Annotated in this window: 17 protein-coding genes; 7 read left to right on the top strand and 10 right to left on the bottom strand. The window is 74.2% G+C overall.

Annotated features, from left to right (window positions below):
• Positions 1-46: 46 nt before the first annotated feature.
• Positions 47-982 (bottom strand): N-acetylmuramic acid 6-phosphate etherase, encoded by a 936-nt coding sequence (gene murQ, locus ACF059_RS25425; RefSeq protein ID WP_392061157.1) that lies wholly within the window; start codon positions 980-982, stop codon positions 47-49.
• Positions 979-2,049: a MurR/RpiR family transcriptional regulator gene (locus ACF059_RS25420; protein ID WP_392061154.1), complete on the bottom strand. Its 1,071-nt coding sequence runs from the start codon at positions 2,047-2,049 to the stop codon at positions 979-981. The genes murQ and ACF059_RS25420 overlap by 4 nt, the downstream gene beginning before the upstream one ends.
• 66 nt (positions 2,050-2,115) lie before the next feature.
• Here ACF059_RS25420 and ACF059_RS25415 point away from each other — a divergent pair, with 66 nt between their 5' ends.
• Together ACF059_RS25415 and ACF059_RS25410 are read left to right on the top strand one after the other, a co-directional pair.
• Positions 2,116-2,487 (top strand): hypothetical protein, encoded by a 372-nt coding sequence (locus tag ACF059_RS25415; protein ID WP_392061152.1) that lies wholly within the window; start codon positions 2,116-2,118, stop codon positions 2,485-2,487.
• The gene (locus ACF059_RS25410; protein ID WP_360893999.1) at positions 2,484-2,753 is read left to right on the top strand and encodes a DUF4031 domain-containing protein; all 270 of its coding nucleotides are present in this window, start codon (positions 2,484-2,486) and stop codon (positions 2,751-2,753) included. The genes ACF059_RS25415 and ACF059_RS25410 overlap by 4 nt, the downstream gene beginning before the upstream one ends.
• Positions 2,754-2,768: 15 nt before the next feature.
• Here ACF059_RS25410 and ACF059_RS25405 read toward each other — a convergent pair whose 3' ends face one another.
• Together ACF059_RS25405 and ACF059_RS25400 are read right to left on the bottom strand one after the other, a co-directional pair.
• The gene (locus ACF059_RS25405; RefSeq protein WP_392061149.1) at positions 2,769-3,980 is read right to left on the bottom strand and encodes a Cmx/CmrA family chloramphenicol efflux MFS transporter; all 1,212 of its coding nucleotides are present in this window, start codon (positions 3,978-3,980) and stop codon (positions 2,769-2,771) included.
• Between the two features lie 73 nt (positions 3,981-4,053).
• Positions 4,054-4,710 carry a hypothetical protein gene (locus tag ACF059_RS25400; RefSeq protein WP_392061146.1) on the bottom strand — a complete coding sequence of 219 codons (657 nt, stop codon included), beginning with the start codon at positions 4,708-4,710 and terminating at the stop codon, positions 4,054-4,056.
• Between the two features lie 150 nt (positions 4,711-4,860).
• On the opposite strand from ACF059_RS25400, the gene ACF059_RS25395 reads away from it, so the two are divergent.
• A complete protein-coding gene (locus tag ACF059_RS25395) occupies positions 4,861-5,556 on the top strand; it encodes a copper homeostasis protein CutC (RefSeq protein WP_392061143.1) in 696 nt (231 codons plus the stop codon).
• 67 nt (positions 5,557-5,623) lie between these two features.
• On the opposite strand, the gene ACF059_RS25390 is transcribed toward ACF059_RS25395, so the two are convergent.
• On the bottom strand, positions 5,624-7,690 hold the full coding sequence (locus ACF059_RS25390; RefSeq protein ID WP_392061139.1) for a HelD family protein: 2,067 nt from the start codon (positions 7,688-7,690) through the stop codon (positions 5,624-5,626).
• A 324-nt stretch (positions 7,691-8,014) separates the two neighbouring features.
• On the opposite strand from ACF059_RS25390, the gene ACF059_RS25385 reads away from it, so the two are divergent.
• Both ACF059_RS25385 and ACF059_RS25380 read left to right on the top strand, forming a co-directional pair.
• Positions 8,015-8,200, top strand: a complete 186-nt coding sequence (locus ACF059_RS25385; protein ID WP_392061137.1) for a hypothetical protein — start codon at positions 8,015-8,017, stop codon at positions 8,198-8,200.
• 267 nt (positions 8,201-8,467) lie between these two features.
• Positions 8,468-9,241 (top strand): glycosyltransferase 87 family protein, encoded by a 774-nt coding sequence (locus ACF059_RS25380; protein ID WP_392061134.1) that lies wholly within the window; start codon positions 8,468-8,470, stop codon positions 9,239-9,241.
• Here the strand turns inward: ACF059_RS25380 and ACF059_RS25375 are convergent.
• Positions 9,199-10,842 (bottom strand): DNA repair helicase XPB, encoded by a 1,644-nt coding sequence (locus ACF059_RS25375; protein WP_360893984.1) that lies wholly within the window; start codon positions 10,840-10,842, stop codon positions 9,199-9,201. The genes ACF059_RS25380 and ACF059_RS25375 overlap by 43 nt on opposite strands.
• Positions 10,843-10,951: 109 nt before the next feature.
• Positions 10,952-11,569, bottom strand: coding sequence for a DUF4291 domain-containing protein (locus ACF059_RS25370; RefSeq protein WP_392061132.1), 618 nt, complete (start codon positions 11,567-11,569; stop codon positions 10,952-10,954).
• 138 nt (positions 11,570-11,707) lie between these two features.
• Here ACF059_RS25370 and ACF059_RS25365 point away from each other — a divergent pair, with 138 nt between their 5' ends.
• The gene (locus tag ACF059_RS25365) at positions 11,708-11,926 is read left to right on the top strand and encodes a hypothetical protein (RefSeq protein WP_392061129.1); all 219 of its coding nucleotides are present in this window, start codon (positions 11,708-11,710) and stop codon (positions 11,924-11,926) included.
• An 11-nt stretch (positions 11,927-11,937) separates the two neighbouring features.
• On the opposite strand, the gene ACF059_RS25360 is transcribed toward ACF059_RS25365, so the two are convergent.
• Together ACF059_RS25360 and ACF059_RS25355 are read right to left on the bottom strand one after the other, a co-directional pair.
• Complete coding sequence (locus ACF059_RS25360; protein WP_392061126.1) at positions 11,938-12,567, bottom strand: DUF6368 family protein; 630 nt, start codon at positions 12,565-12,567, stop codon at positions 11,938-11,940.
• Between the two features lie 46 nt (positions 12,568-12,613).
• Positions 12,614-15,160 (bottom strand): helicase-associated domain-containing protein, encoded by a 2,547-nt coding sequence (locus tag ACF059_RS25355; RefSeq protein ID WP_392061123.1) that lies wholly within the window; start codon positions 15,158-15,160, stop codon positions 12,614-12,616.
• 86 nt (positions 15,161-15,246) lie between these two features.
• Between ACF059_RS25355 and ACF059_RS25350 the strand changes: the two genes are divergently transcribed.
• The gene (locus ACF059_RS25350) at positions 15,247-16,206 is read left to right on the top strand and encodes a hypothetical protein (protein ID WP_392061120.1); all 960 of its coding nucleotides are present in this window, start codon (positions 15,247-15,249) and stop codon (positions 16,204-16,206) included.
• 212 nt (positions 16,207-16,418) lie between these two features.
• Here the strand turns inward: ACF059_RS25350 and ACF059_RS25345 are convergent, their stop codons facing one another.
• A complete protein-coding gene (locus ACF059_RS25345; RefSeq protein ID WP_392061117.1) occupies positions 16,419-17,459 on the bottom strand; it encodes a DMT family transporter in 1,041 nt (346 codons plus the stop codon).
• Positions 17,460-17,466 lie beyond the last annotated feature (7 nt).

The following is a 17,466-nucleotide window of genomic DNA, read 5'->3' as shown; positions in this document are numbered from 1 at the left end:
TTGCCGTAGGGGGAGAGGGGGCAGCGGGCCTGTCGGCCGGGGTCCGTCAGCCGCTCTGTTGGCCGGTCTGGGTGAGGGCGGCGCGCAGGTGGCCCCCCGAGGCGCTGAGGAGTTCGGCGGCCCGGCGGCCGTCGACACCGCCGAGGATGACGAGGACCGCGTTCTTGACCTCGCCGTCCGTGGCGCTCAGTGCGGCTTCGATCTCCTCGTCGGGTGCGCCGGTGGCCAGTGCCACGATGCGGCGGGCTCGGGCGCGCAGCTTCTCGTTGGAGGAGCGCATGTCGACCATGAGGTTCCCGTACGTCTTGCCCAGGCGGATCATCGTGATCGTCGAGATGAGGTTGAGGACGAGCTTCTGCGCGGTGCCCGCCTTCAGGCGGGTGGAACCGGTGAGCAGTTCGGGCCCGACGACGACCTCGATGCCGTGCTCGGCGGCGGCTGCGAGCGCGGAACCGGCGTTGCAGGACAGGCCCACGGTGAGCGCGCCGCGCGTACGGGCGTACGTGACGGCGCCGATCGCGTACGGGGTGCGGCCGGAGGCGGAGATGCCGATGACGGTGTCGTCCGGGCCGATGCCGAGCGCGCTCAGGTCCTCGGCCGCCAGCTCCGCGGAGTCCTCGGCGCCCTCGACGGACCGCACCATCGCGCCGGGGCCGCCCGCGATCAGGCCGATGACCTGGGCGGGATCGGTGTTGAAGGTGGGCGGGCACTCGCTGGCATCCAGGACGCCCATCCGGCCGGCGGTGCCGGCGCCCGCGTAGACCAGCCGCCCGCCGCGGGCCATCCGGGGCGCGATGGCGTCGATCGCGGCGGCGATCCGCGGCAGCTGGCCGGCGACGGCGGCCGGGACGGTGGCGTCCTCGGCGTTCATGGTGCGGGCGATGTCGAGGGTGGGGAGCCGGTCGATCTCGGCGAGTTCGGGGCGGAAGGCCTCGGTGGTGAGGGTGGCGAGCTGGGCGCGCAGTTCGGCGGACGCGGTCATGCGGGCTCCTGGGTGTCGGGGCGGCGGGTGCGGCTGGGGTGGGGGCGGTGGGGGCGGTGGGCGAGGGCCTCGCGGGTGGCGGCGAGGGCGGGGGCGGCCCGTTCGTACGTCCGCTGCGCCACGCCGACGTACAGGCAGTCGGTGACGAGGAGCTGGCCGGTCCGCCCGGACAGGGCGGCCGGGCGCAGCGCGGTCTCGCGGGCGGCGGGGGTGGTCAGGACGAGGTCGGCGTGGCGGGTGACGGGGCTGTCCGGGCGGGTGGTGAGGGCGATGGTGGTGGCGCCGCGTGCGGAGGCGGTGCGCAGCGGCTCGATCACGTCGTCGTCGTCCGGGGCGCCGGAGGGGGTGAGGGCGAGGGCCACGTCGCCGGGGCCCAGCTGGACGGCGCCGGTGACGGCCAGCTGCGGGTCGCTGGGGGCGTGGGCGAGCAGGCCGATGCGCAGCAGCTTCTGGGCGAGGTCCTGGCCGACGGGGGCGCAGGCGCCGAAGCCGTAGACGTCGACGCGGCGGGCGGTGGCGAGGGCGGTGACGGCGGCGGCCAGCTGGGTGAGGTCGAGCCCGGCGGCGGTGTCGGTGAGGGCCTGCGCCTCCGCGTGGGCCAGCTTGGCGACGACGTCGGCGAGGGGGTCGTCGACGGCTATGTCGGCGGTGCCGGCGGGCGCGGGCGCGGGTGCGGGTGCGGCTGCGGGCGCGGGCGCGGCGCCGGCTTCGGCCACGGATTCCGGCCCGGATTCCGGCCGGGATTCCGGCCGGGTGGCGAGGGCCGCCAGGGCCGCGAGGGCGAGGCGCAGGTCGCGGTAGCCCGCGTAGCCGAGGAGGCGGGCGGTGCGGACGACGGTGGCCTCGCTGGTGCCGGTGCGCTGCGCGAGGGCGGTGACGGTGAGCCGGGCACAGCCTGCCGGGTCGGAGGCGACGGCGTGCGCCACGGCCTGCGCGGAACGGGTCAGGGAGGGCGCGAGGGCGCGGACGCGGGCCGGGAGCGCGGAAGGGGGCGGCGGGAGCTGCCCGCCGGGGCCGCGCGGGGCGGGATCGGCCGGTTTGGACGTTTCCTTCGCTTTCCTGCTCACCTGTGAAATCTATTTTCAGGCGTGCGCGCGGGCAATCCGCCATTGGGTCGGGTCCACAATGGCCCCATGGACCACGCGACCCCCCTGGAACAGGCGCTGCATGTCGCCCGCGCACTGGTTCTCGCCGATCTCGCCGCCGGCGAGGTCGCCGAGGCCGATGTCGTCTCCCTCGTCGAGGACTCGGTCACGCACCGCCGGTGGTGGGTGGAGCAGTGGCCGGAGGGGGTCGACTATCTTCCCGGACTCGTCGCCCAGGACGTGCAGGACGCGCTGTTGCACAAGTACGGGCGCTGGCCGCTCTGCCCGGTCTGCGCCCACGGCGAGCCGCACGCGCTGGACGTGGAGCCGGAGCTCGGACCCGACCCGCACTGGGTGTGCTCGGAGGCGGGCGTGAAGGTGGCGGCGGTCGGCGGCCTCGGCCCGGTCCTGCGCCGGTGACCGTCTACATAGACCCGCCGACCTGGCCGGGCCACGGCCGTATGTGGTCGCACCTGGTCAGCGACGTCTCGTACGAGGAGCTGCACGCCTTCGCGGCGAGCATCGGCTGCCCGCCGCGGGCCTTCGAGCGGGACCACTACGACGTGCCCTCGTACCGCTACGCAGACGCGGTCGCCGCGGGCGCGGTCGAGATCGGCAGCAAGGAACTCGTCCGCCGCATCACGGAGGCGGGGCTGCGCCGCCCGAAGGGCCGCCCGCAGGTGTAGACGGCGTAGGACAGCTCAGGAGGCGCGCGCCGTTTCCTGCGCCGCCGTGGCCGGGATCGAGGAGGCCACCACGCGGCCCGGCGTACGGCGGTCCAGGCGCAGGGCCAGGGCCGTGAGGGCGATCGCGGTGAGGGTCATGGCGGCGCCCGCCCAGGCGGTGGCGGAGAAGCCGAGGCCCGCGTCGATGACCGTGCCGCCGAGCCAGGGGCCGCCGGTGTTGCCCAGGTTGAACGCGGCCGTGGTGGTGGCTCCGGCCAGGGTCGGGGCCGCGCCCGCCACGTTGAACATGCGGGCGTTGAGGGCGGGGGCGGTGAAGAAGGCCGAGACGCCGAGCAGGAAGGACAGGGCGATCGCCGCCACCTGGACGGACGCGAGCAGGGCGAGCGCGGTCAGGAACACCGTCGAGGCGGTGATGCCCCAGATCATCACGCCGAACAGGTGCGCGTCCGCGACCCGGCCCCCGACGGTGGTGCCGACGAGCGCGCCCACGCCGAAGAGGGCGAGGATCCAGGGGACCCAGCGCGAGTCGAGCCCGGCCACGTCCGTGAGCAGCGGTGACAGGTAGCTGAAGGCGCAGAAGACGCCGCCCGCGGCCAGGGCGGTGATGCCGATGGCGAGCCACACCTGGCGGTCGCGGTAGATGCGCAGCTCGCGTCCCAGCGAGGGCTTCTCGGCGGGCAGCGGGATCTTCGGGATCAGCGCGAGGATGCCGACGAGGGCGACCGCGGAGGCCGCGCCGACCGACCAGAACGCGGAGCGCCAGCCCAGGTGCTCGCCGAGGAAGGCGCCGGCGGGGACGCCGAGGACGTTGGCGATGGACAGGCCGCCGATCATGACGGCCATCGCGCGGGCCCGCTGGTCCTTGTCGACCATGGCGATGGCGACGGCCGCGCCGACGGCCCAGAAGCCGGCGCAGGCCAGGGCGGAGACCACGCGGGAGGCGAAGAGGAGCTCGTAGGAGGGGGCCAGCGCGCCCGCGACCTGCCCGAGGCCGAAGAGGCTGATCAGCGCGATGAGGGTGGTGCGGCGCGGCAGGCGCAGGGTGGCCACGGCGAGCAGGGGCGCTCCGACGACCATGCCGATCGCGAAGGCCGATATCAGCAGGCCGGCCTGCGGGATGGTGACGTCCATGTCGTCGGCGATGGGCGGCAGCAGCCCGGAGAGCATGAATTCGCTGGTGCCGAGCGCGAAGACGGAGAGGCCGAGGACGTAGACGGCGACGGGCATGCGAGAGCGGCGTAGGTCATCAGCGGGCATGACTGTCATCAACCACGGCGCAGTCGATCACATTCCCCGCATGTCAGGACAGGTCGGCGAGCTCCGCGCTGAGGTTGGCCCGGGCGGGGGCCTCCCAATGCGTGGCGCCGTAGGGGGTGCGGAAGAGCCGCGGCAGGTCGAGCAGCTGGCGCAGGACGGCGGCGCGGCCGGCGCGGAAGGCGTCCTCGGGGACGAAGCCGTACTCGGCGCGGACGGCGGCGGCGTAGGCGGCGTAGGCGTCCGGGGGCCCGGCCAGGACGGCGAGGTCGGCGTCGCACAGGGCCTCGCCGTTCGTGTCGCCGGGGGCGGGGTCGTGGGTGACGGTGAGCCGGACCAGGCGGGCCACCTCGGCGGTGCGGGCGGGGCCGATGCCCAGCTCGGGCAGGGCGCGCTCGGCCAGGGCGGCGCTGCGCTCCTCGTTCTCGGAGCGGTCGGGGCGGTAGACGGCGTCGTGGAACCAGGCCGCCAGCTCGACGGCGGGCGGGTCCTCGGCGTGCGGCGCCAGTACGTCGATCCGGGCCAGTACGTCGGCCAGGTGCGCGGTGGTGTGGTAGCGGCGCTGGGGCTCGGCCCAGGCGGTGAGGAGGCGCTCGGCGTAGGGGGCGGGATCGCGGTCGGCGGGGGCGCCGGCGGCGGTGACGGTCGCCCGCCAACGGGCGTGGAGCCGCGCGGTGTCGGCGTGCGGGGTGCCTGTGTCCATGGGCACATTGTGGGGTGGCGTGATTGTGCTGGTGAAGGGCGGGGGGAGCCCCGTACCCTGAATATTGGACTAGACCTATTTCGAGACCTGTTTCGAAGACCCATTCCGACAGACCCAATGTCCCTACCGGACGACGAAGGACGGCAACGAATGAGCAACCGTGCGCTCCTGGAGGTGATCGCCCTCGACGTGGAGGACGCGGTCGCGGCCCAGGCCGGTGGGGCGGACCGACTGGAGCTGGTCACTGACATCGCCGCCGACGGGCTGACCCCGTCGCGCGAGACCTTCGCGGCGATCCGGGCCGCGGTCGACATCCCGCTGCGCGTGATGCTCCGCCTGTCCGACGGCTTCGCGGCGGGCGACGCCGACGCGGTCGCCGCACTGGTCCGGGCAGCGCGGGAGCTGCGGGCGGAGGGCGCGCGGGAGTTCGTCCTCGGCTTCCTGACCCCGGACGGCAGCCCGGACCTGGCCGCGGTCGAGACGGTCCTGGCGGAGCTGGACGGCTGCGCCTGGACCTTCCACCGGGCGATCGACCGCGCGGCGGACCGCGACCAGCTGCGCAAGGCCCTGGCGGATCTGCCCGGGCTGGACACGTACCTGACGGCCGGGTCGGCGGCCGGGGTCGACGAGGGCCTGCCGGTGCTGCTGGCCGAGGCGGCGCGGCAGGGCGAGCCGGGGTACCGGGCGCGCATCCTGGTCGGCGGCGGCCTCACCCTCGCGCACCTGCCGCGGCTGCGCGAGGCGGGCATCGACGCCTTCCACATCGGCGGCGCGGCCCGCCCCTCCGGCTGGAACCGCCCGGTCTCGGCGGATGCGGTCGCGGAGTGGCGGACGGCGCTGGGCTAGCGCAAATCCAGCCCCTCCGGCGTTTGAGGAGCGGGGGTTCGGGGGCAGCGCCCCCGACCCTCGGCGGTCAGGCCAGCGCCGGCGGGAGCGGGGCCGCGTGCAGCAGGGTCAGGCCCGAGACCGCGCGGGTGAGGCAGACGTACAGGCGGCGCAGCCCCGTCCGCTCGTCCGGCTCGCCGTCGACGATCGCCGCGGGCTCGTCCAGGACCACGTGGTCGTACTCCAGGCCCTTGGCCAGGGAGGCCGGGACCAAGGTCAGCCGGGACTCCGCCGTCGTCTCCTCGCCGGGCGCCAGGTACGCCAGCCCCGCCGCCCGCAGGGCGTCGGCCAGCACCGGGATCCGCGCGTCCGCCGCGATCAGGCCGATCGAGCCCTCGTAGGACAGCGAGGAACGGCAGGCCTCGACCACCTCCGCCGTCAGACCGCCGGAGGCGACCGGCGAGATCCGCAGCGACCCCGGCGCCTCCCGCACCGAGGAGACCGGGGCCAGCCCCGGGGAGATCGACGGCAGCAGCCGGGAGGCGTACGCGATCACCTCGCGCGGCACGCGGAAACCGGCCGTCAGCTCCTCCACCACCGCCTGCGGCTTGCCCAGGTGCGCGAGGGCCTCGTCCCAGCTGCGCGTGGCCCACGGGGTGGTGCCCTGCGCGAGGTCGCCCAAGACCGTCGCCGAGCCCGTCGTGCAGCGCCGCCCCACCGCCCGGTACTGCATCGGCGACAGGTCCTGCGCCTCGTCGAGGACCACATGGCCCAGCGAATGCGTCCGCTCCACCAGGTCGGCCGCCTCGTCGATCAGGACCAGGTCCGCCGCCGACCACTTCGCCGACTTCACGCTCCGGAAGGGCTTCGGCCACAGCAGCAGCTTCTGCTCGTCGTCCGAGAGCAGACCGTCCGCGTGGGCGGCCAGGAAATCAGGGTCGGACAGCAGCCGCAGCACCAGCTTCGCCGGGTCGACCGGCGGCCAGATCTCCTTCACCGCCGCCTTCACCGCCGCGCCCCGCGCCACCGCGTCCTGCACCCGGTCGTCGGGGGCCTCGCCCGCCTGCTCCATCCGTACGAGCACCGCATGCGCGATCCGCTGCGGCAGGGCCTCGCGGGCGGCGCCGTAGCGGATGTCGCGGACCTGGAGCTCCTCGACGATCTCGGCCAGCTCGTACGCCGGCACCCGCCAGCGGCGCGAGCCGCGCACCACCATCAGCGGCTCGGTGGGCGCCGTCACGTGGGAGCGGACCGCGCGGCGCAGTACGTCCGCCATCCGGGCGTCGCCCTTGACCACGGCGGTTTCGGCCGGGTCCGTGTCGCGTACCTCCAGGCCCTCGCGGGCGACCAGGTCGTCGACGGTGGCCTGCTTGACCTCCAGCTCGCCCAGGGCGGGCAGGACCTGCTCGATGTAGTGCAGGAAGGAACGGTTCGGCCCGATGACGAGCGTGCCGGTGCGGGCGAGGCGGTCGCGGTGCGCGTACAGCAGGTATGCGACCCGGTGCAGGCCCACCGCCGTCTTGCCGGTGCCGGGGCCGCCCTGCACGCAGACGGAGCCGGACAGGCCGGAGCGGACGATCTCGTCCTGCTCGGGCTGGATCGTCGCGACGATGTCCCGCATGGGGCCGACGCGCGGGCGCTCGATCTCCTGCTGGAGCAGCTTGCTGACGGAGGCGGCCTCGGAGGGGTCGCAGAGGTGCTCGTCCTCGTACGCCGTCAGCTCGCCGCCGGTGTAGCCGAAGCGGCGGCGCAGCGCGACGTCCTGCGGGTCGGTCCGGGAGGCCCGGTAGAACGGCTGGGAGACGGGCGCGCGCCAGTCGATGACCATCGGGTCGCCGTGGGCGTCGTGGACGTGGCGGCGGCCGATGTACAGGGGGCCGTTGGGTGCCTCGGGCTCGGCGGGGCCGGGGGCGTGCAAGTAGTTCAGGCGGCCGAAGAAGAGCGGGGTGTGGGCGAGGTCGGCGAGCGCCTTGATGCGGTCGTCGATCTGGGCCTTCAGGACGGCCGCGTTGACCCAGTTCGCGGTGACGTCGCGGATGTCGAGGGACTCGACGTCCGCGCGCATGGCGCGCAGCGCGAGGCGGGAGGCGGCCAGGTGGGCCCGCTCGCGGGCGAGCGGGTCGTCGTGCGTGGTCTCGGGGGCGTGCGCGGGCACGGGACTGCCTCCAGCTGCTGGGTGCGGAACAGATGGCCCGCCGGTTTCCGGCCGGCGGGCGGCTCTCCCCGATGAGGCGGCGGGAGGCGGCAAGAGCGGAGATTCTAGCCACGCCGACCGGGCTGCGCGAATGAATTCCGGGCGCGGCCGGGGGGTCGCGAGTCCCTCCCGACCGGGACCTCCGTACGGGTGTCATACCCGGGGGTGTGATACCTGCGGCAGAGCCACTAGGGGGTGCCATGGGCCGGGAGGAGGAGGCGGGGGGCCTTGATGTTCCGCCCGCAGAGCGATGCGACGTGCGAGCCGCACACGCACCATGGATTCATGAGCACCGCAACCTTCACCCCGATCCAGGGCGGCCGCCCGCGCGGCGCCACAGCCCTCTCCGACTCCCGCCCGGCCCACGGCTTCGGCGGCGTCCTACGCGCCGCCAAGGTCTTCGCGGCGGCCGCCGTAAGCGTCGTCGTCCTAGGCGAATACGCAGAAGACGCCGGCGTCATACGCCGTTAACCCACCGCCGCGGCCGCCCCCCGGCCCCTGCCCGCGCACTGCGGGCGCACCTGCGGGCGCCAGCCCGGGACCTGCCCGGCGCTGCCGCGAGTGCCCGCTGGCCTCCCGCCGCCCACCGCCGCCCTGCGGGCGGACCCGCCCGGCGCTTGCCCGCTGACCGTCCGCCGACCTGCTGGCGACCGCCGCCGACCACCGACGGCCTTTGGCCGAACTTCTACCGTCACGGGACCTGCGCGGTGGGGGTGATGATCCACTAGGGTCACGCGCGTGACTCGGAGTCCCGCGACCAGGCGTTCGCCGTCGTTTCTCAGCTGTGTGCTGGTGACGGGCTCGCTGCTCGTGTGGGGCGTGCTGTGCATCGCTCTGCGGATTCCGATGGCCGACGCCCTGGTCCATGGCTTCTCCGCCGCCGAGTGGCGTCCGCCCGCCGCCTATCCGCCGTTCGCGGCGATCCTGTTCACGCCGGCCGCCTGGCTGCCGGCCGGGGTGCTGAAGGCCGTGCTCGTCATCGGCAACGCCGGCCTGCTCGCCCTGCTGATCACACTGTCCTGCCGTCTCGCGGGACTCCCGCCCCGGCCCGGGCCCGTCCTGGCCGCGACCATCGCCGGGCTGTGGCTGGAGCCCCTGCTCCAGGCCCCGCTGCCCGCCCAGATCAACATCACCCTCGCCTGCCTGGTCCTGTGGGACCTCGGCCGTCCCGGGTCCGCGCTCGGCAAGGGCTTCGCGCTGGGCGTCGCCGCCGGGATCACGCTGATCCCGGCGGCGATCGCCGCGTACCTGCTGCTGACCCGCCGCGTCCGGGCCGGCCTGACGGCGCTGGCCGCCTTCGCCGGTACCGCCCTGCTCGGCCTGCTCGTGCTCCCGGAGGCCTCCGCCGAGTTCTGGACCCGCCACCTCCCGGCAGCGGGCCAGGCCCTGCTGCTGGACTGGCCGACCCTCTGGGTCTGGTGCGTCCCGCTGCTGGCGGCCCTGATCGCCCGAGCGACGACGGTCCCGCGTCAGTCCGCGGCCAGCAGCTCGTCCGCGTCCATGATCCGGTAGGCGTAGCCCTGTTCGGCGAGGAAGCGCTGGCGGTGCGCCGCGAAGTCCTGGTCGATCGTGTCGCGCGCGACGACCGAGTAGAACCGCGCCTCGTGGCCGTCCGCCTTCGGACGCAGCACCCGGCCCAGCCGCTGCGCCTCCTCCTGCCGGGAGCCGAAGGTGCCCGACACCTGGATGGCGACCGTGGCCTCCGGCAGGTCGATGGAGAAGTTCGCGACCTTCGACACGACGAGCACGCTGATCTCGCCCTCGCGGAAGGCGTTGAAGAGCTTCTCGCGCTGCGCGTTGGAGGTCTCGCCCTTGATGACCGGGGCGTCCAGGTGCTCGCCCAGCTCGTCGAGCTGGTCGATGTACTGCCCGATGACGAGGGTCTGCTCGCCCCGGTGCTTGCGCACCAGGGCCTCCGTGACCTTCCGCTTCGTCGCGGTCGTCGCGCAGAAGCGGTACTTCTCCTCCGTCTCGGCGGTCGCGTACGCCAGCCGCTCCGACTCGGTGAGGTTCACGCGGACCTCCACGCAGTCCGCCGGCGCGATGTAGCCCTGCGCCTCGATCTCCTTCCACGGGGCGTCGAACCGCTTCGGGCCGATGAGGGAGAACACGTCCGACTCGCGGCCGTCCTCACGCACCAGGGTCGCCGTCAGCCCGAGGCGGCGCCGCGCCTGGAGGTCCGCGGTGAACTTGAAGACCGGCGCGGGCAGCAGGTGCACCTCGTCGTAGACGATCAGGCCCCAGTCCCGGGAGTCGAAGAGCTCCAGGTGCGGGTAGACGCCCTTCCGCTTGGTGGTGAGGACCTGGTACGTGGCGATCGTGACCGGGCGGATCTCCTTGCGGGTGCCGGAGTACTCGCCGATCTCCTCCTCCGTCAGGGAGGTCCGCTTGACCAGCTCGTGCTTCCACTGGCGCGCCGAGACGGTGTTCGTCACCAGGATGAGAGTGGTCGCCTTGGCCATCGCCATGGCGCCCGCGCCGACCAGCGTCTTGCCGGCGCCGCAGGGCAGGACGACCACACCCGACCCGCCGTGCCAGAACCCCTCGACGGCCTGCTGCTGGTACGGCCGCAGCGCCCAGCCGTTCTCGGCCAGGTCGATCTGGTGCGCCTCACCGTCGACGTACCCGGCGAGGTCCTCGGCCGGCCAGCCCAGCTTGAGCAGCGTCTGCTTGATCTGCCCGCGCTCGGAAGGGTGCACGACCACGGTGTCGGGGTCGAGCCGCGCCCCGACGAGCGGCGTGATCCGCTTGGACCGCAGGATCTCCTCCAGCACGGGGCGGTCGGTGCTGGTCAGTACGAGCCCGTGCACGGGGTGCTTGGAGAGGGTGAGGCGGCCGTAGCGCGCCATGGTCTCGGCGACGTCGACGAGCAGCGCGTGCGGGACGGGGTAGCGGGAGAACTCGACGAGCGCGTCGACGACCTGCTCGGCGTCGTGCCCCGCGGCCCGGGCGTTCCACAGGCCGAGCGGGGTGATCCGGTAGGTGTGGATGTGCTCGGGAGCCCGCTCCAGCTCGGCGAAGGGGGCGATGGCGCGCCGCGCGGCTCCGGCGAGCTCGTGGTCGACCTCAAGAAGGAGGGTTTTGTCGCTCTGGACGATGAGAGGCCCGTTCACGCACGTCCCTTTCCGGCGGTGAGACGGCCACCCGGGCGCGGGCGGCCAAACCTCCAGTCTGCCGCATCGCCGAGCGGGCGGCGTGGTTCTGTGCCGCGGAGCGGATCGACTACGCGCCGAGGTGAGGCAAGGGCCCCGAGGGGTACGGGGTTTCCACCGGCAGCAGGGCGCGCGCGGCCGCGTGCTCGCCGGCGCGGACCAGGCCGTGGATCTCCCGGGCCAGCGGGGTGACGTCGCGGATGGAGACCGTCCACTCGTCGGCGTACGCGCGTGAGGCGGGCCCGGACAGGCCCAGCTGGAGCGAGCGGTGCGGCAGCGGGTTCAGGTGCAGGTCGCGCTCCGGGTCCCACTGCACGCGGGCGGGCGCCTCGCGCAGGGCCGCCTTCCAGGCGGCCTGGTCGGGGTGGGTACCGGGCTCGTAGTGCGAGAGGCAGGCCTCGCGCAGGGCCTGGTCGAAACCCGCGCGGGTGATCTCGACGGCCAGGACGGTCTCCTGGTCGCTCTTGGTCGCCCAGCCGCAGCGGTACATCATCCACAGGAACGACGGCTTGATCCACGTCATGCGCTCGCGCTTCCAGGCGGCCGGGAACCGGCCGTCCCGCGCGGCGGGGTCCCCGAGGTGGGGGGCGTAGGCCTGGTAGACGGTGAGCGTGGTAATGGTGTGGGCGGCGCGGATCTGGCGGGCGGGGAGGGCTGGCGTGGCCTGCGTGCCTTGCGTGTGTTGCATGGAGCCAGGGTGGGGGGCCGGGGGGCCGGCCGGCGACCGGTTTTCGGGTCCGACCGGATCAACGATGACCGTCACGCCTGGTTGGGCCGGGCGGGCCGGTGGGCGTGTCTCGGGGGTGGGGGCGTCGTTCAGCAGGGCATGAAGAAGATCGTTACTGCTGCTCTCGTCCTCGCGGGCGTCGCGCTCGCCGCTCCCGCCCACGCCGACGACGACGCGAACCTCAGCGACCCCTTCGGCTCCGCCGGCGTCGTCTGCACGCTGGAGACCGCCGTCGTACCCGTCCTCACGGAGGCCACCGGCCATGTCGGGGACCAGCACGACAACTGCTCCCACGGCAACGTCCTCGACACGCCATAGGCCGGCCTCGGCTACTTGAGCAGGCGGAAGGCGGGGTGCGCGGCCCAGGCCCGCAGGAACTCCGCCGTTCCCAGCGCCATCCAGTCGTCCGCGATCCCCAGCACTCCTGGAAGGCCGGCGACGACCGGCCCCTGTCCGTCCAGCAGCTCGGCTTTGGCCACGCCTCCGATGACGTCCATGACGGCGGCGGTCAGCAGGGCCGTGGCCACGTGGTCGATCTCGCCGTTGCAGCAGGCGCTGACATTGACGGCATGGGTCGGTCGGAAGCCGAGGACGGTCTCCACCTCGGGCTCGTCCTCGTGCTCGGCCTCGAAGGTGCTCTCGTCGCCGGCGCCGGGCCCCATCAGGTAGACCAGGAAGGGCCGACGCCAGTCCTCGCGCTGCGGATTGAATCCCACCAGCGCCGTGAGCGCCTCGTCCGCGGTGGCGTCGCCGAGGAGCACGAGCGGGAACGGCTTTCGCCAGTCCTCCTCCCGTCTGTCCTCGACGCCCAGTCGCTCTGCGGGCACGTTGACATCGAAGAACCCGGGCCGCTTCTCGTCGAAGTGGGAGGAGAGCCCCACCATCAACGCGCGGAACTCCCCCAGCGCGGCAGGGGAGAGCGGCTCCGCCAACTCGATCACCAACGTCGGTCCGGACATGCCGGGAGCCTAGTGCTGTGGCCGGAGCGGGGCCCGGGCCGCGGGGCTATATGTGGTCCTCCGCCAGTTCCGCCACGCCCGTGATGCGGTGGAGGGCGTACGTGCGGACTTCGTCCGCCGTGTGGTCGTAGCCCGTCACGAAGCCGCCCTCCACGCGGACCGGGGCGATGACCCGCTGGCTGGCCGCGCCGTCCGCGTTGACGTAGCCGATCCAGACCGCCGAGCCCGTGAGGGCCGCCGCCTGGACCGTGGCCAGGGTCTCCGCCGCGCTGGTGCGCGGGAGTTCGCCCGGGACGACCGACGACCCGGACGCCCCCGCCGCCGGCTCCTTGCGGACCGCCGTCGCCGCCGCGTCGCCCGCGCGGATGGCCCGTACGGCCGCCCCCAGGAGGGTGTCGTCCGGGACCGGCGGGCCGTCCGGGACCGGTACGGGGGCCGTGCGCGGCGGGGCGCGGTGGGCGTCGGCCCGGGAGACCAGGACGTCGCCGGTACGGGACTCCGCGGCGGGCGCGTAGCCCATCGCCCTCAGCCCGTCGAGCAGCGCGTTCGGTTCGGCCTGGGCGGCCAGGACGGTCGGGGCGAGGCGGCGCAGCCCCAGCCCCGCCGAGCGCTTGTCCGCCAGGATCTCGCCCAGCATCGCGTCGTCGTCGCAGCGCACGTACGCGGACGCGGCGCCGACCCGGAGGTGGCCGTGGCGCCGGGCCACGTCGTCGATCAGGTAGGTCAGGGGCTGCGGGACGGGGGTGCGGCTGTGCTCCTTCAGGAACGCGTGCAGGTCCGCGGCGGCGTGCCCGGCGTCCAGGGCCCGGCGCACCGAGCCGGGCGTGAACCGGTACACCGTCGCCCCGCCCTTCGACTCCACGTCCGCGAGCACCGCCAGGGTGTCGCCGAGCGGGCGGCGCAGCGGGCCGGGGGCCACCGCCGTCAGGTCGGCCTGGAGCAGGACGTGGTCCACCGGCTCGGGCAGGAGCGGGGCCAGCAGCGGCGCCGGGTCCTGGTGGGCGAGCAGCGCGCGGCCCGGCCCCGACAGGGCGCCGCGGCCGGTCACGCCGAGCACCTCGGCCTCGGTCAGCGTCCAGCGCGCCAGGCGGGCGCGCAGGTCGCTCGTACCGCGGACGGGACGCTCCCACGCGAGCCGGGCGAGGACCGCGTCCGGGTCGGCGGCGGCGCCCTCGGGCAGGGCGGCGAGCAGTTCGAGGACGCGTCGGCGCACTTCGGGGGCGGCGGAGCGGTCGAGTTCGGGGCCGAGGGCCGAGAGCGTGCGCCCCTTGGAGTCCTGCTCGCCGACCAGACCGGCCGTGCGGGTGGCGGGCAGCCAGGCGGTCACCAGCGCCGACCACCGCTCGGGCGGGGCCAGTTCGCACCAGTCGTCGAAGGCGGGCGTGGGCGCGTACCGCTCGTCCGCCTCGCCGTCGCTGGCCAGCAGCCCGGCCGCGTAGGCGAGTTCGACCCAGAAGGCCGCCTGCGGCTCGGACACGTCGAGGGTGACCGCGGCGCGCTTGAGGTCCCGTACGGACAGCCCGCCCGCCCGCAGCACCGGCGGGCCGGCGTGCTCCCAGGACTTCACCAGCTCCTCGACGGTGGACAGCGCGGCCAGCGCCTGCCCGGCGGCGTTCGCGTCCACAGCCTGTGGACGGTGTTCGCGGTGCGCGGGCACCGGCGGAGGCACCGGCGCGGTGTCCCGGTGCGCGAGGCCGCCGCGCAGGTGGAGCGCCACCTCGCGGGGCAGGACGACGGTCCGCGCCGTGGCGGGCAGCAGCAGGCCGCGGTCGCGCAGCCAGCGCACCGGCGGGGTCGGGTTCGGGGTCACCTCGCCGTACGGCGGTCCCCACACGAGCCGGCCCAGCACCTGATGGGCCTCCGCCGGGGCCTCGTCGAGCAGCGCCGACATCCGCTCCGGGTCGGTGAACAGGCCGGTCAGCGCGGTCACCGCGGACACCGGGTCATGGGTGGCGGGCAGCCCGGCGGCCGCCACGATCTCCTGGACGCGGGTCGGCGACATCCCGGCGGTGGCCTCGGCGACGGTGGGTCCCAGGCCGGTCGGGGAGGGGCGCTGGGCGGAGGGGGCGAGCAGCTCGCGGGCGGTGCGGACCAGACGCAGCCGGTCCTCGTCGCCCCACACCAGGGCCTGGTCGCGCAGGGCGGCCACGGCCCGGGGGAGGGCGGCGCGGGCCCGCTCGTCCTCGCCACCGGTCAGCAGCGACTCCAGTACGGGGTACGGGCACGGGTCCGGGGCCACGGCGAGGGCCTCCGCCGTCTGGAGCGTGAACCGGTCCAGGCGCTCCAGCGCCCGTACGACCGAGGCCCGGGTGCCGGCGCGGGTGGCGAGCTGGGTGATGTCGCCGGGCACCGGGCTGAGCAGGTCCGGGCGGGCGTGCAGCAGCGCCGACAGGGCCGCGTCGTCGCGGGCGCGCAGTGCCTCGGCGAGGGAGCGCGGGGCGGCGGTGCCGGTGCCGGTGCTGCCGCCGGTGGACGTGCCGGGCGCGTTGGACGTGCCGGGTGCGGCGGATCCTCGCGCGGTGCTTGGCTCGGGCACGGTCGCCTCCTGGTCGCGTCGGCCGGTCAGTCTGCCGGTCAGTCGGCCGGTCCCCATCCGGTCAACGGTATCCGCTGCGCCCGCAGCAGCTCCACGGGCGCACGCGCTACCTTCGGTTCGGGGCGTACGGGAGGAGCGTGGGCGTGGGGATCGAGAGCGACCATCTGGTCTACGAATATCTGAGCCGGGTCGGGGACTTGGCGCAGCAGCGGCACCTTTCCTCCGGGGAGCGGATGCGGCTGGTGGCGGGGCTGCGGGACGAGATCGACCGTCGGCGCGCCAAGTACGACCCGGACACCCCGGCTGCCGTACGGCGCATCCTGGAGCGCATCGGCACGCCGGAGGAGGTGCTGGACACGCACGGCGGGGGTCCGGCTGCCGACGCCTCGGCGGGCGGGCGTGCGGGTGCGGTGGTTCCGGCCGTGCCGGCGCAGCGGGGGCCGGCGGGGCCGGAGAACGTGCCGCCGCACCTGGCCGGGCTGGACGAACTCGGGCCGTCCGGTGGGGCCGAGCCGGACTGGTGGCGGGTCTCCGCCGCGGCGTACGGGGCGGGGCCGCAGGTCGAGGGCTTCGCGGGCGGCATCGAGATGCCGGAGCCGCGGTTCACGGCGGGGCCGGAGGAGGACGAGGACGCGCCGTCGCAGCCTGGGTCGGGCTCGGCTGGTCCTGAGGAGGGGCGTGGGAAGACCCTCGTACGGGTCCTGCGCGAGCGGCGGCGCGCGAAGAAGGAAGCGGCGGCCGCGGCTCCCGAGGCGGTGGCCCCGGCGGGGCGGCCGCGCCCGAACGCCTTCCTGCTGCTGGCCGCGGCCGTGCTCGTCGTGGGCGTGGTCAGCGGGTACTGGCTGGTGCTCGTCGTGGGCTGGCTCCTGCCGTACGCGTCGCGCGGGCTGGCTCCTGCGGAGCGCAAGTGGGCCGTCTTCGGGCCGCCGGGGGTCGTGCTCGCGGGGGCGGCGGTGTGGTTGTGGGGCCGGATGAACGGCAAGTGGGGCGAAAGTCTGGCCGACGAGCAGCTGAGCGGGGCGCTGCAGGGGATGGGACCGTGGGTCCTGCGGGGCGCGGCGGTGGCGTCGGCGCTGTATCTGGTGTGGCGGGCCCGCCGGTAGCCCGTGGCACTTGGCGGGTGGAGCGGCCGCGCCGCCGCTACCGGGGCTCCGCCCCGGACCCCGGGTGCACGTGAGGGGGCCGGAAAGCGGTTACCCACCCAGGGCCGGGGGTGGGGCCCTGAGCGGGTGATGAGAGTGCGCATCGCCTTCCCCCCGGAAGCGATGCGGTGGTTCTCCAGCAGTTTGAGACCCCTGTCAGGGCGGCCGTCGAATCAGCCCTTGCTGAAGGGTCCCCCGCCTTCGGCTCCTGAACTGGGAGCGAGTACGGCCGGCTCGGTCTCTCGCTCGGCCTTCGCGGCCTCCCCCTCGGGCTGCTGCGGGGCACGCTGGCGCAGACGGCCTTGCGTCACGGCAAGCAGGGCACCGGCGAGCATGACGACAGCGCCCGCCAGCTGGAGTCCGCCGAAGGACTCACCGAGGAAGACGACGGCGCAGGTCACGCCGAACACGGGGACGGTGAACATGATGACGGTCGCGGTCGACGGGCTGACGACCCTCAGGCCCCGGTAATAGAAGAGGTAGGCCATGGCAGTGGGCCCCACGGCGAGGTACACGACGTTCAGCCATGTCGTCGAGGACAGCGCGCTCCATTCCACGTCCGGGAACGCCGGCACCGCAAAGAGCAGCAGGGCAAACGCCCCCACGAGGGTGCCGAACGTCGTGGCCCGTAGCGGGTCCATCCCTACCAGGACCTTCTTCGAGGCGATGCTGTACACCGCCCAGGACAGCGCACCGAGCAGGTAGACCAGGTCCCCGGTCAGCCTGGATCCGCCCGCATTCACGCCCGTACCCCCCGCCCCGATGAAGAACACGACGGCGCCTGATACTCCCAACGCCAAGCCGCCGATCCGGGCAGCCGAAGCCTTCTCCCGGCCCATGGCCAGAAGAATTCCCGTCGTGATGACCGGACTCAGCACCGGAACGATAATGCTTCCGTCGATCGAAGGAGCCAGGGAAAGGCCCCAGAAGAAGAACAGGTTGTAGGCGAAAACCCCGATGAGGCCGGCGGCCGCCGCACGAACGACCTGCGAACGTGTAAGAGCCGTCCCCCCTGCCTTCCGCCCGATGAAAACGAGCAGAACCACCAGAATGACCGCGCCGCCACCGAATCGTAGGGCCGCCGCGACCTGATGGGGCATATGCCCCACCACTGATTTAGAGCTGGCGAAAGCGCTGCCGAAGAACGCCATGGTCGCGAGCAGGTACATATACGCCTGGGCGGATTCGCTCCGCAGTGACAATTCCTTTTCCATGCCACGC

This window comes from Streptomyces sp. NPDC016562 (assembly GCF_043076955.1).
In the GTDB taxonomy this organism is placed as follows: domain Bacteria; phylum Actinomycetota; class Actinomycetes; order Streptomycetales; family Streptomycetaceae; genus Streptomyces.
Note: the sequence above shows the minus strand (reverse complement) of the source record. Positions and strands in the feature narration are given on the sequence as shown.